Origin of the sequence: Polaromonas sp., from assembly GCF_035638815.1 — a bacterium.
In the GTDB taxonomy this organism is placed as follows: Bacteria; Pseudomonadota; Gammaproteobacteria; order Burkholderiales; family Burkholderiaceae_C; genus Polaromonas.
Map to the genome: position 1 here is coordinate 22,720 of NZ_DASQZG010000001.1, position 21,531 is coordinate 44,250.

The following is a 21,531-nucleotide window of genomic DNA, read 5'->3' on the forward strand; positions in this document are numbered from 1 at the left end:
TCAGGGTTTAATTGCCTTGACCGCTGGCAGGCCGAGTGCATCAAACACCTTAATCGCGGCCCAAGCGTCGTTAGCCGCGTACACGATCTGGCTTTCCGTTAATTGTCGGTTGGCCCAGTTCGAGGTTGTGGCTTTTCTTGACTTCAGGAAACGGCGATTGAACAACACCGCCACCGCCCCGCGCACGCCAAGCTCCTTGGCATAACCCTGTTTCTTGAAAATCACATTGAGGTCCAGCACATTGCTGGGCTCCACGCCCAGGGTGCGCCGGATTTGCTGGTGATCACCCGCCAGCCCGAAGCCAACTTTGGCAATGCTGTCAGACGCCAGCAGGGTGCAAACCACCTCCCGACATCCCTCGTCGTGCAACTGGAAGACATAGGCCTTGGTCAGCGTGGCGAACTGCACGATGTGCGGTCCTTCAGACACCTGGTCTTTGAAAAATGTGGGTTTGGACTCGGTGTCAAAGCCTACCGCCGCGCAGGCCGCCAGGGCCTTGAAGGCCAGGCTTGCCTGCTCGCGTGTGGCGACGAGAACGATGTCCCCCAGTCCCAGCCGGTTCAGGGGTTCTAACGCCGCCAGCTCCTCCTTGGTCGGCGACGGAATGTGAGGCACGGCTTATTGTTCTGCGAAGGCGCGTTCGATGACGAAGTCGCCCGGCTTGGAGGTGTTGCCTTCCTTGAAGCCCCTTGTTTCCAGCAGATGTTTGAGGTCCTTGAGCATGCCGGGGCTGCCGCAAATCATCACACGGTCATTTGCCGGGTCCAGCGCGGGGAGGTTCAGGTCGGCTTGCATTTTGCCGTTTTCAATCAGGTCGGTCACGCGGCCCATGTTGCGGTAGCTCTCGCGTGTAACAGTGGGGTAGTAGAGCAGCTGTTTGGCCACCATCTCGCCCAGAAACTCGTGCTGGGGCAAGTGCTCCACCACGAGGTCGTGGTAGGCCAGCTCGTCGGCCTGGCGCACGCCATGCACCAGCACGATTTGCTCGAACTGCTCATAGGTTGCCGGGTCGCGAATGATACTCATGAAGGGCGCCAGGCCGGTGCCGGTGGACAGCAGGTACAGGCGCTTGCCGGGAAGCAGGTAGTCAATGACCAGCGTACCTGTGGGTTTGCGCCCGACGATGATCTTGTCGCCGACCTTGACGTGCTGCAGCCGCGAAGTCAACGGGCCGTCGGCCACCTTGATGCTGAGAAACTCCAGGTGCTCTTCGTGGTTGGGGCTGACGATGCTGTAGGCCCGCAGCAGGGGCTTGTCATTGACCCTCAGGCCAATCATGGTGAAGTGCCCGTTGCTGAATCGCAGGGAGGTGTCGCGGGTGGTGGTGAAAGTAAACAGCTTGTCTGTCCAGTGGTGAACGGACAAGATGGTTTCTTCGTTGAAAGCGCTCATGGTAGGGGGGATGACTCGGGTAGTTGAAAACTTGCATCCCAGGCGGGACGCATCTCCGATTATCCGTTGTCCGGCCTTGACCCCGCCGTCAGCCCTCCGTCAAGCCCTCAGGAGAAAGCCGAAATACCAGTGATGCCGCGACCCAGGATCAGCGCATGCACATCGTGCGTGCCTTCGTAGGTGTTGACCACTTCGAGGTTGACCAAATGGCGCGCCACCCCGAATTCATCGCTGATGCCGTTGCCGCCAAGCATGTCGCGGGCCATGCGGGCAATGTCCAGCGCTTTGCCGCAGGAGTTGCGTTTCATGATGGACGTGATCTCGACTGCCGCCGTGCCTTCATCCTTCATGCGGCCCAGGCGCAGGCAACCCTGCAGGCCCAGCGCGATCTCGGTTTGCATGTCCGCCAGCTTTTTCTGAATCAGCTGGTTTGCTGCCAATGGCCGGCCAAATTGCTTGCGGTCCATGGTGTATTGGCGCGCTTTTTCAAAGCAGTCTTCTGCCGCGCCCATAGCGCCCCAGGCAATGCCGTAGCGGGCTGAGTTGAGACAGGTAAACGGGCCCTTAAGGCCGCGCACCTCGGGAAATGCGTTTTCCTCGGGGCAAAACACCTCGTCCATGACGATTTCGCCGGTGATGGATGCGCGCAAGCCGACCTTGCTGTGAATCGCTGGCGTGCTCAGTCCCTTGCTGCCTTTGTCGAGCACAAAGCCGCGAATGGCACCTTCGTCGTCCTTGGCCCAGACCACAAATACGTCGGCAATCGGGCTGTTGGTGATCCACATCTTGCTGCCAGAGAGCGCATGGCCGCCGGGCACTTTCCGGGCGCGGGTGATCATGCTGCCGGGGTCGGAGCCATGGTTGGGCTCGGTCAGGCCGAAGCAGCCAATCCACTCGCCGCTGGCGAGTTTTGGAAGATATTTTTGTTTGGTCGCTTCATTGCCGAATTCGTTGATGGGCACCATGACCAGCGATGACTGCACGCTCATCATGGAGCGGTAACCGGAGTCGACGCGTTCCACCTCACGCGCGACCAGGCCGTAACACACGTAGTTCAGGCCCGCGCCGCCATAGGCCTCCGGAATGGTGGCGCCCAGCAGGCCGAGCGCGCCCATTTCGCGAAAAATCGCGGTGTCGGTTTTTTCATGGCGAAAGGCTTCCAGCACGCGCGGCGCCAGCTTGTCCTGGCAATAGGCGCGGGCGGATTCGCGCACCATGCGCTCGTCCTCGCTCAGTTGCTGGTCCAGCAGCAGCGGGTCGGCCCAGTGGAAGCTGGCTTTTTTAGGGGAAGGGCTCATGCGGGAGGTCTCCGGATTAATGTCGATGTGTGCAAAAAACGCAATTCACGCAGAAAACACATTTTGAATAGTACCGAAGCATACGATGAGAAGGAGTTTGCAGACAATCGAATATTAGGAACATGTCTGTGCAAAAATGGAACTCCAACACCTTCCGACTTTAGCCCATGCGACGCAACATCCCTTCCACCACGGCGCTGGCACTGTTTGAAGCGGCGGCGCGCCACCAGAGTTTTACCCAGGCGGCAGAAGAGCACTCAGTCACACAAAGTGCAGTTTGCCGGCAAATTGCCGGCCTGGAAGACTTTCTCAAGGTCAAGCTGTTCAGGCGAACCAAACGCGGCGTATTGCTGACCGAGGCGGGCACCCACTACGCCCGCAACGTGCGTGCCCGGCTCGATGATGTAGAGCGTGACACCCTGGAGCTGATGGCCAAGGGCGGTGCTGGCGGAGCGCTGGAACTGGGCGTGGTGCCTTCCTTTGCTGCCCGGTGGCTGGTTCCGCGCCTTGGCGGCTTTCAGCGCCTGCACCCCGATATTGCTGTTCATCTGTCTTCGCGCACACGGCCATTCCTGTTTGCCGACACCGGGCTGGACGCGGCCATCTGCGCCGGCGAGGCGGGGTGGCCGGGTACGGAGTCCTGCTTCCTGATGGATGAACCGCTCGTGGCTGTTGGCAGCCCCGCGCTGGTCAAGACCCGGCGCACGCTCAAGGCGTCTGATGTGGCGGCGCTGCCCCTGCTGCAAATGAGTACGCGTCTCTACGCTTGGCGGCAGTGGTTTGAATCCTTGGGTCTGAGTGTTGAGAACGATCTGGCCGGCGCAAGAATGGAGTTGTTTTCCATGAGCACAGAAGCGGCCATTCATGGGCAGGGGCTGGCGCTGGTGCCGCGTTTTTTGATTGAAGATGATTTGAAGCAGGGGCGGCTGGTCCCCTTGATTGAGCACGCCTTTGTCAGCGACCGGCGTTACTACTTCATCTATCCAGAACAGAAGTCGGACAATGCGGCGTTGTCGCTGTTTCGGGGCTGGCTGGACGGGGAGGCGACCCGATATCGCGAGGCGCTGGCGAAATCGTCCTAAGGTCGCGTTCCCGTTGTCGCTCGGCCCTGCTCACGCCGGTTCTGTGCCTGCTCACGCAGAGCGCGTGCACCCAAAGACTCTTCACTTTGACGCACCGCCTGATCATCCCGCCGGGTAGCGCTTCGCTGTTGACGCACTGCTTCGCGCTGCAGCAACTGTTGTTCTTTCCAGGCGCGCTCCTGATCGCTGAGCCCAGGTCGCTCTGAGCCATAAGTGCCGTCGCGCTGAGCCTGCTCGCGTAGCGCGCGCTGCCCGAGGGACTCCTGACCTTGGCGAATCTGGGCGTCCTGCGAGCGCGTCAATTCGCGCTGGCGCCGTTCATGCTCGCGCTGCATGTGCCATTGCTCCCATTGCGCCCGCTCGCTTGCGTTGTGGTCGGCGGGTGGGTGGCTTCCCGTCCAGCTTTCGGTTCGCGTCGTTACGGTCGGAAACTGTGCCCATGCGGGCAGGCTTGCAAGCATCAAAACGCAGGTGGCGAGCAGGACGGCGGATGCGTGGGCGGCTGTGTGTATCGACTCTTCGGCTTGGGCGTGGTGCATACCCTACTGTACGCAAAATAGCGCCGCCGCGGGCAACCGGGGTGCCGAAGAGTCCGCGCGTGTGCGACGATGCCGAATGTTTGATTTTTGGCCCTCCAGCGGCTTTACCCAACTCCAACGCAATGATCGGGGCTGGCTGCTGCCCACTGACGACTACCTGCGCTTGTTTCTCGCGCGTCCTGAGTTGGCGCTGGTGCCCGAATCGTGCGCAGCTGAACATGCCTTGCACAACTCATTGCAGGGCGCCCCTTCGCGTGCCGTGGCCGCTTCAGAACTCCAGGCCTTGCAGGACGCAGATGCCCGCGACAGCTACCAGCTTTTTTTGCGTTTTCGGGACGGGTTACTGGCCGCGGGCACGCTGGAGGCGTATTACTTAAGCCTTTTTCCGCGGGACGGCAGCGGCAGCATCACCATCCCGCCGCTCTTTATCGATCTCGTCGTTCAGGCCATCGTGCGCAACATGCTGCGAGACGAAACCGATGCCTATCAGGTGCGCGCCGCTGAAATGCTTTTTCGCACCCAGCGGATTTCGACGCATGAAGGACAGGTGCTCGCGGGTGATCAGAACCTGGTTGACATGCTGCATGAGACCGGTGGCCTCGGAGACTTCGGACGGTTTCTGGCGGAGGCCAAAGCCCCGTTGCTCGCTATCGACATGCAGGTGCTGACAAACAACAGCGCGCCTGACTACTGGCTAGCCAGCGACAGCCACCGCTTTCTGCTGGATTTGACCCACGAGGTCAGCAATGACCTGAGCCACGGCCTGGTGCTGACCATGACCCGCGCGCGATCCGGCTTGAAGGCGCTGGCTCGTGTGTTTGAAAAATGGGTGCTGCATCTGCTGGCCGTCGAGGTGCGCATCACGCCCTTGCAAAAGATTGATGACGACGCATGGCGCTGGCACGTGGGGCTGGATGCCGAAGCAAGCGCCTTGCTCAACGATTTGTACGAAGGCATCGAAGCAGGGCCCGAGCGAATGCAACGCCTGCTAAGCCTTTTCCGCCTGGACTTTGTCAATCCGCAGGAGATGCGCCTCGACGTTGCGGGAAAACCGGTTTACCTGGGACTGATGATGAACGCGGAAAGAGTGCTAAGGCTGAAGCCCCAAAACCTGTTGTTGAACCTTCCTCTGCGTTTGCCTCAGTAGTTGCCGATCCATTGGACCTCAGTTGGCTTAAAATGACGGGTTCTGCCATTTTTAATCCCCGGAGTTCTCCATGCCGAAAAAAATCCGCGTCGAAGCCGACATTTGCGCCCCTAAGCCCGTTCCAGCAAACGGCATGACCCGTACCGCTGGCCGTGGCCAGAAAATCAGTCTGGAGCGCGGTAGCTGGACACGCAGCAAAAAGAACCCCGGTAAGCGCCCGCATAAAGGCGGTTAAGCGCTTTCCGATAACTTCCATCGTGAATCATGATGGAAGCGCAAAAAGCCCCGGCCGACGGGGCTTTTTTGCTGGTCAAAGTTGCGGCCTAGGCGGGGACGCCCTGGCTCTGACTGACCCAGTCCGGTGCGTCCTGTAGGGCCAGCGGACGCAGGAAGCGGTCCGCAGCTGCCAATCCGACCGAGGTGAACAAGGCCTGCGTTGATGCGGGCCAGGGGCCACCATGGTGCTGGGCCGGCGTGACGGCTACGCCGGTTGGCACGCCCTTGAAAAGAACCCGACCTGCAATGGACTGGGCGGTACGCAACAACAGGCGGTTTTCTGCGCTCTCTTCCTCGGCGCCCCAAAGCGTGACAGTCAAAGAGCCAGCGACTTCTTCCAGCACGGCGTGAATCTGCGCCATTGACTTGGCGAGCACGCACAGGCACGAGGAGCCAAAAACTTCGTGGCGAAGCCTTTCCTTGTCCAGAAATGCAGAAGCTGAGGTGACGCCAACAAAGCCCGAGCTTTTCTCATGCTCCCAGCCAGGCTCGGCCAATACCTCGACACTGTCCTCGGCCGCCAGCGACCTGACGCCTGCCTTGTAGCCTTCAGAAATCCGAGGCGACAACATGGGGTGAAGCACCACGGCCGCGACCTCACGCGCCAGGGCGCGCGCGAAGGCGTGCGACTCGGGGGTGTCCAACATCAGGACCAACCCCGGGCTGGTGCAAAACTGGCCTGCCCCCTGTGTAACGGAGCCTGCAAGCAGGCGTGCCTTTTCGTCGAGCGATTGTTCCAGGGCACCGGGCAACACCACGACCGGATTGATGGAGCCCAACTCCCCATAAAACGGGATGGGTCTTGGTCGGCTTGCTGCCTGCTTTGAAAGCGCCTGGCCGCCGCTGAGGGAGCCGGTGAAAGCCACGGCCCGGATCCCGGGATGGGCCACCAGGGCCATTCCGGCCTCAAAGCTGTCCTCGTCTATGTGACCCACCAGACCTGCCGGCAAATCCAGGCTGGCCAGCACCCGCAGCGTCAGTTGATGGACGGCACGGGAAAGCAAGGGGTGTGCAGGATGGGCTTTAACCACCACGGGGCACCCGGCGGCCAGGGCAGACGCTGTGTCACCGCCCAAAACTGAGAACGCAAATGGAAAGTTGCTGGCCGAAAACATGGCTACAGGTCCCAGCGGCACCCGGACCCTTGTGATTTGTGGCCTGCCTTGTGGTGGCGGACCTGCCACCGCAGGGTCAGCGTGGCAGGCAAAGGGGCCGCCGTCGCGTGCGTAGTCCGCGAATCGGCGGAGTTGGAAGCAGGTCCGGTCCAACTCACCATTGAGCCGGGGCAAACCCAGTTTTGTTTCGCGGTCAGCCAGAGCTACGAGTTCAGCGCGCTCAGCCTCAAGGCCTGTCGCGAGCGCATTGAGCAGGTCAGCCCGACGCGGGCCGTCGGATTTTGCCCAATGGGGGGCGGCAGCTTGGGCTGCCGAAACGGCGTTGTCAATTTCGATATGTGGGGTCATGGAGTTCAGTTTTTGAAACGTGAAGTTGAGAAACGGGCGGAAGGCAAAGGATGAAACCATGCTTTGAAAATAATTATACATTTTATAAAATGTGGAATATACTGCGGTCATGCCAGCCATCAACACCCCTACCTACATGCGATTGCGTGATCAAGTGCGAGCAGACATCGTCACCGGTGTCTGGGCGCTTGGGAGTCATGTGACCCTTGCCCAGTTGTCTGCTCATTACCAGGTCAGTGCCAATCCGGTACGTGAAGCCCTTCTCCAGTTGCAGGGAGAAGGTGTGATTGCCATGCGCATGAATCGTGGCGCGGTTATTCCATTGGTGGATGAAAAATATATCGACAACCTCTACCGCTTGCGCGGTGCCATCCAGTCGATGCTTGTGCGCGATGCGGCGCGAATGGCGACCCCCGAGCAGGTCGATCGGTTGATGGAGATGGCATTGGCCTATGAAACGGCTGCGGCGTCCAGTGACACAGATGCCTGTGTTGCGGCCAATCGGGAATTGCACCGCCATATCGATGTGATTGGCAACAACCCGCTTGCGGTGGATTTGCTTCAAGGGCGCTCGACCCTGGTTGATGCATACCGCCGCTCGGTGGGCTATGGCGTGGGCCGCCTGGAACTGGTTGTTGAGCAGCACAAAAAAATCGTCGAGGCGATCGCCTCGGGCGACGAAGAAAAAGCGGCACAGCTCATGCTGGAGCACACAGACTCATCCCGAATTGATCTGCTTGCGACTTGCGCGCCGCAGGCTAAATAGGTTCTTTCACGGCGGTGGCGAAGCCACCGTCTTTATGTGTTTTTAAAAGGAGACAACTCAATGAAACAGGTCACAAAGCTTCATCTCAATCACGTCGGCACTTTCCGCCGCCACCTTCTTGCCGCTTCGCTAGGTCTTGCGGCCACTGCGGCCTTGGGTCAGCCTTCTTTTGCGCCTCAGTCCAACTATCCCGACAAACCGATCCGCTTTGTGGTTGGATTCGCAGCGGGTGGCTCGGCCGACGTAGTGGCCCGAGCGATTGCGCTGGAGTTGACCAAAACGCTGGGCCAGCCGGTCACGGTCGACAACAAGCCTGGTGCAGGTGCGCACATCGCCACACAGGCCCTTCTGTCGGCGCCCGCTGATGGCTACACCATCCTGTTTGCAGGCCTGACGCTGGCAACCAATCCCGCCCTGCTTGGTAACCTTGGCTATAACCCGGACAAGGATCTTGTCATGGTGTCGCAACTGACTGCCATACCCGTCGTCGTGTTTGTACCCGCCAAATCTCCCATCAACAACATGCAGGATCTCATTGCTGCCTCAAAGGCAAAACCGGAAGGTCTGACCTTTGGATCGGGTGGAACGGGGACTTCCTCGCACCTCGGCCCCGAGCTTCTGTCCCGCACTGTCGGGTTCAAGTACACCCATGTGCCCTACCGCGGCGGTGCGCCAGCACTCCAGGGGTTGTTGTCCGGCGACACCGATGCCATGTTTGACATTGCCGTCACGCCCATGCACCGGGCCAATGTTGAAGCGGGGAAAATCAAATTCATCGGCGTGATGCAAAAAGACCCCATCTCAAGCTATACATCCATCAAGCCTGCCGGGCAACAAGGCATTCCGCCTGCTGCCTTCATGCGCAGCTGGCAAGGGATCGCCGTCAAGCAGGGAACCTCACCAGCCATTGTGGGCAAACTGCACGCCAGTATTTCTGCCGCCTTGAAGAACCCCGAAGTGATCAACCGCCTGATCGCTTCCGGCGCCGAAGTCCAGGGCAGCAAGAACCCTGAGGAATTCCAGAAGCTGTATCAGCAAGAGCTGGTGCGCTGGACCGGACTTATCAAAGCCGCAGGTATCAAGGCCGAGTGATTGCCTGCAAGGGCCGCTAACCGGCCGCGTCCGCAGTTGAAACTGCGTGTCAGTAACACGCTGCTGCGCCCCTACGTCGTTGATTTCCATAACCACATCGGTCTGGGGCGTGGCAGGTGGCACCGTCTGAGCAAGCCATATGACCACGCCGAGACAGGCACCGACGAAAACAAAGCAAGCCTGGAGAACACGCCATGAAAATAACCGCGATACGACGCCACCTCATGCAGGCCGGCGCGCCAGGGCATACCGGTTGGTCATCGACCGGAAAAAGCTCGCTTGCCACGGGCCGCAACTGGTTCTTCATCACTATTGAGACGGATAGCGGCCTGATCGGAACCGGCGAAGGCTCCGGTTGGCCTCGGGTGGTGGCAGCCGCGGTTGAAGACCTCAGCCACATACTGATTGGGGAAAACGTCAGCGATATCGAACGCATCAGCCAAAAAGTTCGCGTCGCGTTAATGGGCCATGGCAACACCGGCGTGGTTGGCATGGGTGCCCTGGCTGCCATCGACATGGCGCTTTGGGATCTGAATGCACAGGCGCTTGGTGTACCGGTATCCCGGTTGCTGGGCGGCACCATCCGGTCGCAAGTGCCATATTACGTTCATGCCTCTGACGTGGCCAGCGCCAAGGCAGCGGTCGCGGAAGGGGTACGCGCCATCAAGGTCGGCGGCCTCAAGGATGTGGTGGAAAGAGCCTTTGCGATACGCGCTGCGGTGGGTGACGACATCGACATGATGGTTGATCTTCACGGACCGCCTTGGCTGACGGCGGCCGATGCCGTTGCGATTGGCCGCGATCTGGAGCGGCTGCACCTTCTGTTTCTGGAAGAGGCTGTTGCACCCGACGATATGGCGGGCTGGAAGCGGGTGCGAGACAAAGTTGCCTTGCCATTGGCAGGTGGCGAACGGCTGGCTAGCCTGGCCGAGATGCGGCCCTTTCTTGAAAACGGCTTGCTGGATGTGGTGCAACCTGACACCGGCCGATTCGGCGGATTGACGCAAATGAAAAAACTGGCAGCGATGGCTGAGGCCTGCTCGGTCATGGTCGCACCCCATTCAGGCTCACTGGGGCCAGTGGCCGAATTTGCGGCGATTCATCTGCTGTCAGCTATTCCAAACGGACTGATGCTGGAGCGTCTGAACCCCGATTGGGCGGGCAGGGCAGACGCCATCCACGGCTCGCTTCCTGGCATCGATGGCACGGTTGCTGTACCGCAGGGCCCCGGTCTTGGCGTGACTTTAAATCTGGACTTCATTTCCCAATACCCGAGCCAGAAAAACATTGCCATCGCGACCGGTGGATGGAACCCCGACACCGAGTCCGAAACCGTACTTACCCAGATGCGCCGACCACGCGCGTCCCAGTTTCCTTCCTCCAACACATGAAAACACTGACCATGACCACCCTGAATGACACTACTCGCGCGCGCTTGATGAAGGTGTCCACCGCGACCCTGACCACCGTGCTGTTCAAGCGCGGATTTCACAACACCTTTTTGCAAAAGCTGCATCTGGTGGGCGGTGCCACAGCCAACATGGTGGGGCCGGCTTTTACCCTGCGCTACATTCCGGCGCGTGAAGACCTGGACGGCATTGAAGCCTTTAACGACCGCAAGCATCCCCAGCGGGTAGCGATTGAAGAATGTCCTGCCGGGCAGGTACTGGTGATGGATTGCCGCGAAGATGCCTCGGCCGCGTCGAGCGGCGGCCTGCTGCTGACACGACTGATGAAGCGGGGCGCTGCAGGCGTCGTGACCGATGGCGGCTTTCGCGACACGCCCGAGATTGCTGCGCTGGATTTCGCTGCCTACCATCAGCGGGCGTCTGCGCCTACCAATCTCATCAAGCATCACGCGGTTGACCTGCAGTTGCCGATTGCCTGTGGCGGTGTGGCCGTGTACCCCGGTGATGTGATGGTGGGCGACGCTGAAGGCGTAGTCTGCATTCCGTCCGGCATCGCAGACGCAGTTGCCGCCGAGGCTTATGACCAGACGATTTACGAGGACTGGGTGGCAGTTCGCATCGGCGAGGGCGCGGGCTTGTTTGGCGTCTATCCCATGACCGACGACGCAGAGCGCCAGGCGTTTGCTGCGTGGAAGCGCGCAAAAGCCAGCTCTTATCCACTGTCAGTCGCTGCTACCGCATGACTGGCTGTGTCGTCCTGACTGGTGCCGCGGGAAAGCTCGGCCGCTCGCTCCGACCAGCGTTGGCGGTGGTGTGCCGCGAGGTGCGGGTTATTGACCAGGCGCCAATTTCGGCCGAGCACAACAATGAAAAGGCCTTTCAGCTGGACCTGAACGACGGGTCCGGCCTGGCTGCTGCCATGTCAGGTGCTGACGCAGTGGTTCATTTCGCGGGTTATCCGCGTGAGGCAGACTGGGCAACGCTGTTGGCAGCCAATGTTGCGGGCGTGGCTTCACTCTGGGAAGCGGCGCGATCAGCCGGTGTAGGGCGTGTCATCTACGCCAGTTCAAACCACGCTGTTGGCATGTATCCGCGCACCGAAAGCCTGGACGAAAACGCTTTGCCCAATCCCGATTCGCGTTATGGCGTGACAAAAGTTTTTATGGAAGCCGTCGCCAGCCTCTACGCAGCCAAGCACGGTGTGCGGGGCTTTGGCATTCGCATAGGCCATTGCGCGCCCGAGCCGTCCGACGCACGAATGCTGGCGCACTGGATTCATCCGGAAGACCTGTCTGCACTTGTGCAGGTCGGACTGGAGGCTGATTATCAAAACGAAATCGTCTATGGCGCATCGGCCAACAGCCGCTCATGGTGGGTTAACACGCGCGCCCACGCCCTTGGCTATCGCCCGCGGCACAGCGCAGACGGCTGGACACAAGCCTTGACCGGCAAGGTCAGCGACAACCCGGTGGCCGAGCATTTTCAGGGTGGCTCATTTGCTGCGGCCGAATTTGCTTGCAAGCTGCCGACTATGTAGCTTGGCCTTGTGTCCACACTTCCTGAAGCCAATGGAATTGTCAATTCTCGAGCCGCAGCATGAGCCGGTGCAACGTCTGCCCGTTCCCCCGCCTTTTCAGGACATGTATTACTGGACCGTACGCAACAAGGTTGGTGAGTCTCCGGTCTGGGATGTGCAAAGTCAATCGCTCTTCTGGATAGATGTGCGGGCGCCCGCTGTGCTGCGCCTTTGCCCCTCCACATGTCGGCTGACACGGTGGACGCTACCCGAGGTGGTGGGCGCACTGGCGTTAACCGCCGACGGTCGACTGGTACTTGCCCTGAAGAATAGCCTGGCGTTACTGGATTGCGTCACGGGTGAGTTGCGTTCACTCAACAGTGTGGATACCGAGCCGGCCGGTAACCGTCTGAACGAAGGCAAGGTGTCGCCAGGCGGGCGCTGGTTTGTTTTTGGCTCCATGGACGACAGGCCAGAGCCCAAACGCCCCACCGGCGCGCTGTACCGAACGGATGGAACTGGCTCGGTACGTTGCCTGCTGCGCGGGCTGACTGTGGCCAACGGCATTGCCTGGTCGCCCGACGGCACGCGGATTTATTGCTCCGACAGCCATGCCGGCGTGATCTGGCAGGCTGCGTGGCAAGAGGAGCTTGGCGAGATGGGCCATCCAGCCCTTTTTGCCACCAGCCCGGAAGTATCGGGCCGCCCCGACGGCGCATTGGTAGACGCGCTCGGTAATTACCTGTCAGCCGGCGTCTCGGCGGGCTGCCTCAACACGTTTGACGTGACCGGACGGCTGCTTCGCAGGCTGGCCATGCCAGTCCGCGCACCCAGCATGCCGTGCCTGGGAGGGGAGGACCTTTCACGCTTGTTCGTGACCTCACTGGTGCGGCCCGGTTGGGACTGCAGCGAAACCCTTGATGGGTATTTGATCGAAATGGCAGCGCCCTGTGTGGGATGCCCCCCCACCGCGTTGGCGTATGCGTCGATCCGCCTCCAGCCATGACACCGATCCCAATAGGCTCCGGGCGGGTACTAGCCTTCAGTTGTGAATGAAATGTGGCTCTGGCCCAATAAATTCGGGCGCTAGAAGCTATAAAAAGCATAGCGATTGAAGAAGTGCCTCCCGGCGTGCCACAGGACTTTTTCGGCTCTGGTCGTCTCAATCAGGTGACATCTGAAGCAGCATTAAAGCCTGTGAACCACCTGACCCGCCACTGGCTGCGTTGACACGTCATACGCTTCGCGCGCTTGCGCCATCGCTTCGTGATTGGCGGCAGCCCATGACGCAACACCCCGGAGCGCACCCAGAAGCGACTGGCCGAGAGGACTGAGTCGATACCTCACGCCCGGCGGGCGCGTGTCCATGACCTCCCGCAGCACAAGTCCGTCACGCTCCAGGCCACGCAGGGTCACCGTGAGGACCCTCTGTGAAATAACACCCACAGCGCGAAGAAGTTCCCGAAACCGCAGTGGCTTCACGCCCAGCTGCAACATCACAAGGACAGACCATTTGTCCCCGATGCGGTCGTACACGTCACGAACCGGGCAAGGGCCAGCGTAATCGCAGTCTGCCCACTCTTGCGGTGACGATGGTGAAGCTTCAGGGGTAACCTCGGCGTCACCATCGGACCTCAAGGTATCTCGTTGTGGCGATTTTTCAGTCAGCATAGGATGCGGTTCCTTTTCGTAACCATTCTACTCAAGGTAACCATGTCACTTCAACTTTTGCATATTGATGCCAGCGCTCGTCCCGGCAGCTACTCCAGACAAATGTCCCAAGCCTTTGTCGACAGGTTTGTCAGCTTGCTCCCCGATACAACCGTTATCCGTACCGACCTCAACGCGGCGCCACCCCCATTCGTCGATGAGAATTTCCTGGCCAACGCATTTCTTCCAGAGGCGCAGCAAGATAGCAAGGCCTTGGCTGCAAGCAACCAATACACCCGGGATTTCCTGTCGGCCGACGTTGTTGTCGTTGGGATGCCCATGTACAACTGGGGCGTGCCTGCGATCGTGAAAGCCTGGATTGATCAAATCGTGCGTTCTGGACTCACGTTTTCGATGAGTGCCAACGGCATAGAAGGGCTGGCGCAGCCCGACAAAGAAGTGTTTTCCCTGGTGAGCCGCAACGGAGGATTTTTGCCGGGCGAACCGTTCGCAAACGCTAATTTTCAGGACGGCCATTTCGCGGGCATCATGGGATTTTTGGGCGTTAAACAGACGCGCCTGGAAGCGCTGCAGGACATCTTCAATCCCGCAACACTGGAGCAAAATTTGGCCACGGCATTGGGTAATGCGAGAAAGCTCGCAGAGGAAACTGCCGCGCGTCACAAGAAAGGGTCTCGGGCGGGCTCGGATCTCTGGAATCGAGCCGCCTGACGACCCAAGAGGGATTGCGGGCGGATTTGCTGGGCGGAAGTTCCCGCCTACATATTCCGCCGGTACTGCCCACCCACTTCAAACAGCGCGTTGGTGATCTGCCCGAGCGAGCAGACACGCACGGCGTCCATCAGCACCTCAAACACGTTGGCGTTGGCTATCACGGCTTGTTGAAGGCGCTTGAGCATCGCTGGTGATTCTTTGGCGTGGCGCTGGTGAAAGTCTTCCAGCCTTCTGAGCTGACTTTGCTTTTCCTCATCGGTGGAGCGGGCCAGCTCCAGCTTGTCCTGCACCGCATCGCCGTTCGGATTGCGGAAAGTGTTGACGCCGATGATGGGCAGCTCGCCGGTGTGTTTGAGCATTTCGTAATGCATGGACTCGTCCTGGATGCGGCCGCGTTGGTAGCCGGTCTCCATGGCGCCCAGAACGCCGCCGCGCTCGGCGATGCGTTCAAACTCACTGAGCACTGCTTCCTCCAGTAACTCGGTCAGCTCTTCAATGATGAAAGCCCCCTGTGAGGGGTTTTCGTTTTTCGCCAGGCCCCATTCACGGTTGATGATCAGCTGGATGGCCATGGCGCGGCGGACCGACTCTTCGGTCGGCGTGGTGATGGCCTCGTCAAACGCGTTGGTGTGCAGGCTGTTGCAGTTGTCGTAGATGGCGATCAGCGCCTGTAGCGTGGTGCGGATGTCGTTGAACTGGATTTCCTGGGCATGCAGACTGCGCCCCGAGGTCTGGATGTGGTACTTGAGCTTCTGGCTGCGCTCGTTGGCGCCGTATTTTTCTTTCATGGCCACGGCCCAGATGCGGCGCGCGACGCGGCCCATGACGGTGTATTCCGGGTCCATGCCGTTGCTGAAGAAAAAGCTCAGGTTGGGCGCAAAGTCGTCAATGTGCATGCCGCGCGCCAGGTAGGCTTCGACAAAGGTGAAGCCGTTGGACAGCGTGAAGGCAAGTTGCGATATCGGGTTGGCCCCGGCTTCGGCAATGTGGTAACCGCTGATGGAGACGCTGTAGAAGTTGCGCACCTTGTTGTGCACGAAGTACTGCGCAATGTCACCCATGACTTTCAGGCTGAACTCGGTCGAGAAGATACAGGTGTTTTGCCCCTGGTCTTCTTTCAGGATGTCGGCCTGCACCGTGCCGCGCACGTTTTCCTGCACCCATTCGCGGATTTTTTCAGTCTCGGTGCCAGTGGGTTCGCGGCCGTTGTCGGTTCTGAACTTTTCCATGTTCTGGTCAATGGCAGTGTTCATGAACATCGCCAGAATGCTGGGCGCCGGGCCGTTGATAGTCATGCTGACCGACGTGCTGGGGCTGCACAGGTCAAAGCCGTCGTAGAGCACCTTCATGTCGTCCAGCGTGGCGATGCTGACGCCGCTGTTGCCCACCTTGCCGTAGATGTCGGGCCGCACATGCGGGTCATTGCCGTAGAGCGTGACCGAGTCAAAAGCGGTGGACAGGCGTTTGGCTGCCATGCCTTCACTGAGCAGCTTGAAGCGGGTGTTGGTGCGAAACGGATCGCCTTCACCAGCAAACATGCGGGTCGGGTCTTCGCCTTCGCGCTTGAATGCGAAAGTGCCTGCGGTGTAGGGGTAGCTGCCCGGAACGTTATCCAGCATCAGCCATTTGAGAATTTCGCCGTGGTCTTCATACTGCGGCAGGGCAACCTTGCGGATCGGCGTGCCCGAGAGTGACTTGGTGATCAACGCGGTGCGGATTTCTTGCCCGCGAATTTTCACCACGTACTCTTCACCGGCGTAGGCTTTTTGCATTTCGGGCCACTGGGCCAGAAGCTGACGCGCATCGGTGTCCATGCGGGCCTTGCGATGGCCCGCCAGGTCAAGCGCCGCTTCAGCCGCGGGTGCGCGCTCCGGCTTGTCAATCTTTAGCATGGTGGCAGCGGCTTTGAGCTGCTGCACTTCACGGGCCAGTTGGGCCTGAGCTCGAGCGCGCTTTTTGTAGCCGCGCACGGTGTCGCTGATCTCAGCCAGATAACGGGTGCGGGCGGCAGGCACCACTGGCGTCTGGTTGGTGCTGTGGCGCACATCGACTTTGGGCAGCGAGCCGTCGGACAGCGACAACCCCAGTGCCCCCAGGCGGGGCTTCAGCGCCTGGTACAACGCCGTCACACCGTCGTCGTTGAAACGCGCAGCCATGGTGCCGAACACCGGCATTTTGTCGGCTGGTGTGCTCCATGCCTCCTTGTTGCGCTGCACCTGCTTGGAGACATCGCGCAGGGCGTCGAGCGAGCCCTTGCGGTCGAACTTGTTGATGGCAATGAACTCGGCAAAGTCCAGCATGTCGATTTTTTCAAGCTGGCTGGCGGCGCCAAACTCGGGCGTCATCACATACATGGGCACGTCCACATGCGGCACGATGGCAGCGTCGCCCTGGCCGATGCCCGAGGTCTCAACCACGATCAGGTCAAAGCCTGCTGCCTTGCAGGCGGCGATCACGTCAGGCAGGGCCTTGCTGATTTCGGAACCGAAATCGCGCGTGGCCAGTGAGCGCATAAACACTCGCTGCCCGCCAGCCCAGGGGTTGATCGCATTCATGCGGATGCGGTCCCCGAGCAGCGCGCCACCGCTCTTGCGGCGTGATGGATCGATGCTGATGACGGCCACACGCAGCGTGTCGTTTTGATCCAGCCGCAGACGGCGGATCAACTCGTCCGTAAGTGAGGACTTACCGGCGCCGCCGGTTCCAGTAATCCCCAGAACCGGTATCTTTTTGATAGCAGCCTGCGCCCGTATCGCCTGGACTAGTGCAGGATTTAAGCCCGCTTCGCGGGTTGGGCTATCGCCCGCCTTGTCATTTTTGCCTTCGGCAGAAACCTCTCGGTTTTCCAAGGCGGTGATGAGCTGCGCCAAAGCCCGCCAATTCATCTCGCCGTGGCCTTCAATAGCCTTGGCATCCTTGGGCGCAAAGCCGGTCAGGTCCTTGTCGCAGCGCATGACCATTTCGCCGATCATGCCGGCCAGGCCCATCTTCTGCCCGTCTTCCGGGCTGTAGATACGGGTCACACCGTAGGCATGCAACTCGCGGATTTCCGGCGGAACAATCACGCCGCCGCCGCCACCAAAAACCTGGATATGCTCGCCGCCGCGGCTTTTGAGCAAATCCACCATGTACTTGAAGTACTCAACGTGCCCGCCCTGGTAGGAGCTGATGGCAATGCCCTGCGCGTCTTCCTGAAGGGCGGCAGTAACCACCTCATCAACACTGCGGTTGTGGCCCAGGTGGATCACCTCGGCGCCCATGCTTTGCAGAATGCGCCGCATGATGTTGATGGCGGCGTCGTGCCCGTCAAACAGGCTGGCAGCGGTGATGAAACGCACCTTGTGCGTGGGGCGGTAATTGGCAAGCGCCTTGTATTCGGCGGATAGGTCTGTCATGGCGGCGCTCTCTGGGGGGTTGTCTCGTGGCTGCAATGCGGGGGAGTTATTCGATCTTCAACCCGGCCAGCGCAGGATCGTCGGGCGGGTAGCACAGGTCCAGCGACTTCAGCTTGTCGCGTACCAGCGTGGCGATCATCAGGTTGCGGTGGGTCTTGGAGTCGGCGGGCACCACCGTCCAGGGTGCCCAGGGCGTGCTGGTCGCCTGCAGCAGCCCTTCGTAGGCCTTCTGGTAATCGGCCCACTGTTTGCGCACCTCCAGGTCACCCATGCTGAATTTCCAGCGTTTGGCCGGGTCGTCGATCCGTTCCTGCAGGCGCTGGCCTTGTTCTTTGAAGCTGATGTGCAACATGAATTTGAGAATCACGGTGCCGGTTTCGGCTAGCAGGCGCTCGAAGTCGTTGATGTGGGCATAACGCTGCGCGGTCTGCTCGGATGTGATCCAGCTTTTAACCACCGGGACCAGCACGTCCTCATAGTGACTACGGTTGAAAATCATCGTTTCGCCTGCGCCAGGCACCTGTTGGTGGATGCGCCACAGGTAGTCGTGCGCGCGCTCTTCGTCGCTCGGTGCCTTCCAGCCCACCGTGTGCACGCCCAGCGGGCTGGTGCGGCTGAACACGGCGCGAATCGTACCGTCCTTGCCGGAGGTATCGGTGCCCTGCAGCAGAACCAGCAGCTTGTAGCGCTTGTCGGCGAAAAACAGGTTCTGCAGGCCGTCCAGTTCGCTCGCCAGCGCCTCAACCGTTGCTTTGTCCGCTTCCTTGTCACCGCTGGACCAGGGTTTGGCGCCGGGGTCCAGGGTGGCCAGCGAAAAAGCGCCAGCCCGTTTTCCCGCAGGGGGTTGCCAGTCAGACAGAGAAGGGTCGCCGGAAGATTTTTTTGCCATACAAGCCAAGGTAGGGGTTGAAAGGTAGTTGACGTTTACGTAAACGTCAATATTACTGCTTTTCCAGCGTAAAAGGCAATCATGCAGTTGGGGCTGGCGCCCGCCGCAGGTTCTAAACTCGCCTTTCGTTATGAGTGCTTGTATGTTGCGAGCGTCACGCAAGGAAAACCGGCCATGAAACCTCTTCAGCTTTTCGATCCAGCGTCCAGCACCTACACCTACCTGTTGTGGGACCCTGCCACGCGTGAGGCTTTGATCATTGATCCGGTGGACGAGCAGGTGGAGCGTGATCTTGCAGCCATTCGGGATCATGGTCTCCAGCTTGTATGGGCTGTCGAGACCCATGCCCATGCTGACCACATCACGGGCGCCGGCCTGCTGGCCGAGCATGCCGCCGCCCGCACGGCCGCTCCGCAGGGTTGCGGCATCACGACCGCGGCGCGGCAGCTCATTGACGGCGACGTGCTTCAGTTTGGATCGGAAGAGATAAAAGCGCTTGCCACGCCGGGGCACACCGCCGGCAGCATGAGTTATCTGTGGCGCGGCCATGTCTTTACGGGCGACACTTTGCTGATCAACGGCTGCGGCCGTGCAGATTTTCAGTCGGGCAACGCGGAGGCCTTGTACAACAGCATCACGCAAATCCTGTTTGTATTGCCGGACGAGACGGTGGTCTGGCCCGGGCATGACTATCAGGGCCGCGCGCATTCAAGCATTGGAGCCGAGAAGACTGGCAATACGCGTGTAGCCGGTAAAACCATGGCGCAGTTTGTGCAGGCCATGGAGCAGCTCAATTTGCCCCGGCCCCGGCGTATGGACGAGGCGCTTCCCGCCAACCTCAGTTCGGGCATGAACCCCACGCGCCACGATGCTGGAAGCGACTCTCCGCTCCAGTCGCGCCCCGCCCCGGGCTATGCGGGCGATGTGTCACCGCAGCTGGCCTTTCAATGGTGGCAGGCGGGCGAGGCGGTGCTGGTGGATGTGCGCACCGACGCCGAGCGCGAGTGGGTCGGTTTTGTGCCCGGTGCGGTGGCACTTGCGTGGAAGCAGTGGCCGGGTATGGCCATGAACCAGCAGTTTGATGAGCGCATTCAGGCTGAGGTGCCCGCGGGCACAAAAGTTGTGTTGCTGTGCCGCAGCGGTGTTCGCTCGATCGCCGCGGCAAAACGCGCGACGGAGCTTGGCCTGCAGGCCTACAACATTCTTGAAGGTTTTGAGGGCGATCCCGATGGCGAGGCGCACCGCGGGCTGCGCGGCGGCTGGCGCTTTCATGGCTTGCCCTGGAGGCAGGGTTAGTCCCCTTGGAGCCTGAGCCTGACGCTTGGGATAAGTGTTCATAATCGCGTCACATGACCTTCCTGGCACTTGATGTAGGCAACACCCGCCTGAAGTGGGCTCAGTACGAGGCCCCGGTTGCCGGCGCGCGCCTGCTGGCTCAGGGGGCGGTGTTTCTGGAAAACATCGACAAGCTTATTGATGAAGAGTGGCACAGCCTGCCAGCGCCCAGGCGCATTCTGGGCTGCATCGTGGCGGGTGACGCGGTCAAGCGTCGGGTCATCGAACAAATGGAGCCATGGGATGGCGCACCACACTGGGTAGTGCCGAGCGCGCATGAGGCCGGCCTCAGCAATGGCTATGACCATCCGGCGCGGCTGGGCGCTGACCGTTGGGTCGCAATGATTGGTGCGAGGCATCGCCTGCTGGCGCGCGGCAGCACCAAGCCCTGTGTGGTGGTGATGGTGGGCACTGCGGTCACGGTGGAAGCGATTGACGCATCCGGAAAATTTTTGGGTGGCATCATCCTGCCGGGACACGGCATCATGCTGCGCGCACTGGAGTCCGGCACGGCCGGCCTGCATGTACCCACAGGGGACGTTAAAGACTTTCCCACCAACACCAGTGATGCCTTGACCAGTGGCGGCACCTTTGCGATTGCGGGCGCGGTGCAACGCATGGTTGAAAACACCACGCGGCATTGCGGGCAAGCGCCCGAGTGCATCATGACGGGCGGCGCGGGCTGGAAGATGGCTCCCAGCATGTCGGTCGAGTTTGAGTTGGTCGACAGCCTGATTTTTGACGGCTTGCTTGAAGTTGCTGCGCGGCGTTATCCGGCAGAAGTTCGATAGCTATACATTCAATAGCAAACTTCGCCCGTCACGAAAGGGCGGAAGGCAAAAAAGACTCTTAAAGTCCGCCTCAATCGCCCCAGGGCAGCATGAGCGTCACCAGGGACAGCTTGGCAAACTCGGGCACAAACTCATCAATGATGCGCTGCGGCTCGGGACAGAGCGTGCTGTCGGTGATGACACCAAACTGCACACCGCCGCCATAACTCAAAATCGACACGCCCAGCCCCACATCACCCGACTGCGGCACCCAGAACATGCTTTGCTCCAGTGTGGAGCCGCAGAACTTGAGCTTTTCGCGCGGGCCCGGCACATTGGTCATGACGGCGGTGGTCTTTTTTGCGAAGAGGTTGAGTAGCGCGTCTTGCGCCGGCTTGATCAGCAGTCCCGCAACTGCCAGCAGACTGAACGCGAGCAGAGGCTGGTAGCTGCCTTTGAGCGCGGCCATACGGCGGCGCACTTCGTACACACGCTCGACCGGGTTGTCGACGCCGATTGGCAACACCAGAGGGACCAGACCAAAGCGGTTGCCCAGCTTGTAGGCCTGCTCCATGGGCCGCAGATTCACCGGCACCATCGCCCGTATCTCCTGCCCGGTCACGTCGTCACCGTGTGACTTGAGGTATTCGCCAATCGCGCCCGCCACGCAGCTCAGCAGCACGTCGTTGATGGAGCAATTCAGCGCCCGGCCAACGGCTTTGACTTCGTCGAGCGGAATCGGCTGGCACCAGGCCACCTTTTTTGCAGTTCCCGGTT

At 60.2% G+C, this 21,531-nt stretch carries 21 protein-coding genes and 1 pseudogene; 13 read left to right on the forward strand and 9 right to left on the reverse strand.

The window, feature by feature from the left end; genetic code table 11:
* From VE934_RS00140 to VE934_RS00150, 3 genes are all read right to left on the reverse strand, one after another.
* Entirely contained in the window at positions 1 to 615 is a 615-nt protein-coding gene (locus tag VE934_RS00140) for a 3'-5' exonuclease (RefSeq protein ID WP_324883083.1), read from the reverse strand.
* 3 nt (positions 616 to 618) lie between these two features.
* Positions 619 to 1,392, reverse strand: coding sequence for a ferredoxin--NADP reductase (locus tag VE934_RS00145; RefSeq protein ID WP_324883085.1), 774 nt, complete (start codon positions 1,390 to 1,392; stop codon positions 619 to 621).
* Between the two features lie 107 nt (positions 1,393 to 1,499).
* Positions 1,500 to 2,690: an acyl-CoA dehydrogenase gene (locus VE934_RS00150; RefSeq protein WP_324883087.1), complete on the reverse strand. Its 1,191-nt coding sequence runs from the start codon at positions 2,688 to 2,690 to the stop codon at positions 1,500 to 1,502.
* A 167-nt stretch (positions 2,691 to 2,857) separates the two neighbouring features.
* Between VE934_RS00150 and VE934_RS00155 the strand changes: the two genes are divergently transcribed.
* Entirely contained in the window at positions 2,858 to 3,772 is a 915-nt protein-coding gene (locus VE934_RS00155; RefSeq protein WP_324883089.1) for a LysR substrate-binding domain-containing protein, read from the forward strand.
* Here the strand turns inward: VE934_RS00155 and VE934_RS00160 are convergent.
* On the reverse strand, positions 3,769 to 4,311 hold the full coding sequence (locus VE934_RS00160) for a hypothetical protein (protein WP_324883091.1): 543 nt from the start codon (positions 4,309 to 4,311) through the stop codon (positions 3,769 to 3,771). The two genes, VE934_RS00155 and VE934_RS00160, sit on opposite strands and share 4 nt — an antisense overlap.
* Positions 4,312 to 4,387: 76 nt before the next feature.
* Between VE934_RS00160 and VE934_RS00165 the strand changes: the two genes are divergently transcribed.
* Positions 4,388 to 5,458: a DUF6352 family protein gene (locus tag VE934_RS00165; protein WP_324883093.1), complete on the forward strand. Its 1,071-nt coding sequence runs from the start codon at positions 4,388 to 4,390 to the stop codon at positions 5,456 to 5,458.
* Positions 5,459 to 5,528: 70 nt separating this feature from the next.
* Positions 5,529 to 5,693, forward strand: coding sequence for a hypothetical protein (locus tag VE934_RS00170; protein WP_324883095.1), 165 nt, complete (start codon positions 5,529 to 5,531; stop codon positions 5,691 to 5,693).
* A gap of 88 nt (positions 5,694 to 5,781) precedes the next feature.
* Here the strand turns inward: VE934_RS00170 and VE934_RS00175 are convergent, their stop codons facing one another.
* Entirely contained in the window at positions 5,782 to 7,197 is a 1,416-nt protein-coding gene (locus VE934_RS00175) for an aldehyde dehydrogenase (NADP(+)) (protein WP_324883097.1), read from the reverse strand.
* A 109-nt stretch (positions 7,198 to 7,306) separates the two neighbouring features.
* Between VE934_RS00175 and VE934_RS00180 the strand changes: the two genes are divergently transcribed.
* The 6 genes from VE934_RS00180 to VE934_RS00205 all read left to right on the forward strand — a co-directional run bounded on the left by VE934_RS00180 (position 7,307) and on the right by VE934_RS00205 (position 12,986).
* Positions 7,307 to 7,963, forward strand: a complete 657-nt coding sequence (locus VE934_RS00180; protein WP_324883099.1) for a GntR family transcriptional regulator — start codon at positions 7,307 to 7,309, stop codon at positions 7,961 to 7,963.
* Positions 7,964 to 8,023: 60 nt separating this feature from the next.
* Complete coding sequence (locus VE934_RS00185) at positions 8,024 to 9,055, forward strand: tripartite tricarboxylate transporter substrate binding protein (RefSeq protein WP_324883101.1); 1,032 nt, start codon at positions 8,024 to 8,026, stop codon at positions 9,053 to 9,055.
* Positions 9,056 to 9,249: 194 nt separating this feature from the next.
* The gene (locus VE934_RS00190) at positions 9,250 to 10,446 is read left to right on the forward strand and encodes a mandelate racemase/muconate lactonizing enzyme family protein (RefSeq protein WP_324883103.1); all 1,197 of its coding nucleotides are present in this window, start codon (positions 9,250 to 9,252) and stop codon (positions 10,444 to 10,446) included.
* A 20-nt stretch (positions 10,447 to 10,466) separates the two neighbouring features.
* Positions 10,467 to 11,207, forward strand: coding sequence for a ribonuclease activity regulator RraA (locus tag VE934_RS00195; RefSeq protein ID WP_324883127.1), 741 nt, complete (start codon positions 10,467 to 10,469; stop codon positions 11,205 to 11,207).
* On the forward strand, positions 11,204 to 12,001 hold the full coding sequence (locus tag VE934_RS00200; protein WP_324883105.1) for an NAD(P)-dependent oxidoreductase: 798 nt from the start codon (positions 11,204 to 11,206) through the stop codon (positions 11,999 to 12,001). Before VE934_RS00195 ends, VE934_RS00200 begins: the two co-directional genes overlap by 4 nt.
* Positions 12,002 to 12,032: 31 nt before the next feature.
* On the forward strand, positions 12,033 to 12,986 hold the full coding sequence (locus VE934_RS00205) for an SMP-30/gluconolactonase/LRE family protein (RefSeq protein WP_324883107.1): 954 nt from the start codon (positions 12,033 to 12,035) through the stop codon (positions 12,984 to 12,986).
* A gap of 182 nt (positions 12,987 to 13,168) precedes the next feature.
* On the opposite strand, the gene VE934_RS00210 is transcribed toward VE934_RS00205, so the two are convergent.
* Positions 13,169 to 13,651: a helix-turn-helix domain-containing protein gene (locus VE934_RS00210; RefSeq protein ID WP_324883109.1), complete on the reverse strand. Its 483-nt coding sequence runs from the start codon at positions 13,649 to 13,651 to the stop codon at positions 13,169 to 13,171.
* A gap of 57 nt (positions 13,652 to 13,708) precedes the next feature.
* Here VE934_RS00210 and VE934_RS00215 point away from each other — a divergent pair, with 57 nt between their 5' ends.
* Positions 13,709 to 14,362: an FMN-dependent NADH-azoreductase gene (locus tag VE934_RS00215; RefSeq protein ID WP_324883111.1), complete on the forward strand. Its 654-nt coding sequence runs from the start codon at positions 13,709 to 13,711 to the stop codon at positions 14,360 to 14,362.
* Positions 14,363 to 14,409: 47 nt separating this feature from the next.
* On the opposite strand, the gene icmF is transcribed toward VE934_RS00215, so the two are convergent.
* Together icmF and VE934_RS00225 are read right to left on the reverse strand one after the other, a co-directional pair.
* A complete protein-coding gene (gene icmF / locus VE934_RS00220) occupies positions 14,410 to 17,760 on the reverse strand; it encodes a fused isobutyryl-CoA mutase/GTPase IcmF (RefSeq protein ID WP_324883113.1) in 3,351 nt (1,116 codons plus the stop codon).
* 46 nt (positions 17,761 to 17,806) lie between these two features.
* Positions 17,807 to 18,649 carry a PPK2 family polyphosphate kinase gene (locus tag VE934_RS00225; protein ID WP_324883116.1) on the reverse strand — a complete coding sequence of 281 codons (843 nt, stop codon included), beginning with the start codon at positions 18,647 to 18,649 and terminating at the stop codon, positions 17,807 to 17,809.
* 174 nt (positions 18,650 to 18,823) lie between these two features.
* Between VE934_RS00225 and VE934_RS00230 the strand changes: the two are divergent.
* From VE934_RS00230 to VE934_RS00240, 3 genes and pseudogenes are all read left to right on the forward strand, one after another.
* Positions 18,824 to 19,501: pseudogene (locus VE934_RS00230) on the forward strand (MBL fold metallo-hydrolase); the annotation flags it as partial.
* Positions 19,499 to 19,945 carry a rhodanese-like domain-containing protein gene (locus tag VE934_RS00235; protein ID WP_324883129.1) on the forward strand — a complete coding sequence of 149 codons (447 nt, stop codon included), beginning with the start codon at positions 19,499 to 19,501 and terminating at the stop codon, positions 19,943 to 19,945. The pseudogene VE934_RS00230 and the gene VE934_RS00235, both read left to right, overlap by 3 nt.
* A 53-nt stretch (positions 19,946 to 19,998) precedes the next feature.
* Positions 19,999 to 20,775 carry a type III pantothenate kinase gene (locus VE934_RS00240; protein ID WP_324883118.1) on the forward strand — a complete coding sequence of 259 codons (777 nt, stop codon included), beginning with the start codon at positions 19,999 to 20,001 and terminating at the stop codon, positions 20,773 to 20,775.
* Between the two features lie 70 nt (positions 20,776 to 20,845).
* Here VE934_RS00240 and VE934_RS00245 read toward each other — a convergent pair.
* A partial coding sequence (locus tag VE934_RS00245) for a WS/DGAT domain-containing protein (protein ID WP_324883120.1) occupies positions 20,846 to 21,531 on the reverse strand: 686 nt, incomplete at its 5' end.

What these genes read in the sequence shown, in the direction of transcription:
- VE934_RS00235 (WP_324883129.1), top strand. Translation starts at nt 19,499, where the DNA reads ATGAACCCCACGCGCCACGATGCTGGAAGCGACTCTCCGCTCCAGTCG.
- VE934_RS00170 (WP_324883095.1), top strand. Translation starts at nt 5,529, where the DNA reads ATGCCGAAAAAAATCCGCGTCGAAGCCGACATTTGCGCCCCTAAGCCC.
- VE934_RS00200 (WP_324883105.1), top strand. Translation starts at nt 11,204, where the DNA reads ATGACTGGCTGTGTCGTCCTGACTGGTGCCGCGGGAAAGCTCGGCCGC.
- VE934_RS00175 (WP_324883097.1), bottom strand. Translation starts at nt 7,197, where the DNA reads ATGACCCCACATATCGAAATTGACAACGCCGTTTCGGCAGCCCAAGCT.
- VE934_RS00180 (WP_324883099.1), top strand. Translation starts at nt 7,307, where the DNA reads ATGCCAGCCATCAACACCCCTACCTACATGCGATTGCGTGATCAAGTG.
- VE934_RS00185 (WP_324883101.1), top strand. Translation starts at nt 8,024, where the DNA reads ATGAAACAGGTCACAAAGCTTCATCTCAATCACGTCGGCACTTTCCGC.
- VE934_RS00210 (WP_324883109.1), bottom strand. Translation starts at nt 13,651, where the DNA reads ATGCTGACTGAAAAATCGCCACAACGAGATACCTTGAGGTCCGATGGT.
- VE934_RS00155 (WP_324883089.1), top strand. Translation starts at nt 2,858, where the DNA reads ATGCGACGCAACATCCCTTCCACCACGGCGCTGGCACTGTTTGAAGCG.
- VE934_RS00205 (WP_324883107.1), top strand. Translation starts at nt 12,033, where the DNA reads ATGGAATTGTCAATTCTCGAGCCGCAGCATGAGCCGGTGCAACGTCTG.
- VE934_RS00240 (WP_324883118.1), top strand. Translation starts at nt 19,999, where the DNA reads ATGACCTTCCTGGCACTTGATGTAGGCAACACCCGCCTGAAGTGGGCT.
- icmF (WP_324883113.1), bottom strand. Translation starts at nt 17,760, where the DNA reads ATGACAGACCTATCCGCCGAATACAAGGCGCTTGCCAATTACCGCCCC.
- VE934_RS00150 (WP_324883087.1), bottom strand. Translation starts at nt 2,690, where the DNA reads ATGAGCCCTTCCCCTAAAAAAGCCAGCTTCCACTGGGCCGACCCGCTG.
- VE934_RS00160 (WP_324883091.1), bottom strand. Translation starts at nt 4,311, where the DNA reads ATGCACCACGCCCAAGCCGAAGAGTCGATACACACAGCCGCCCACGCA.
- VE934_RS00165 (WP_324883093.1), top strand. Translation starts at nt 4,388, where the DNA reads ATGTTTGATTTTTGGCCCTCCAGCGGCTTTACCCAACTCCAACGCAAT.
- VE934_RS00225 (WP_324883116.1), bottom strand. Translation starts at nt 18,649, where the DNA reads ATGGCAAAAAAATCTTCCGGCGACCCTTCTCTGTCTGACTGGCAACCC.
- VE934_RS00145 (WP_324883085.1), bottom strand. Translation starts at nt 1,392, where the DNA reads ATGAGCGCTTTCAACGAAGAAACCATCTTGTCCGTTCACCACTGGACA.
- VE934_RS00190 (WP_324883103.1), top strand. Translation starts at nt 9,250, where the DNA reads ATGAAAATAACCGCGATACGACGCCACCTCATGCAGGCCGGCGCGCCA.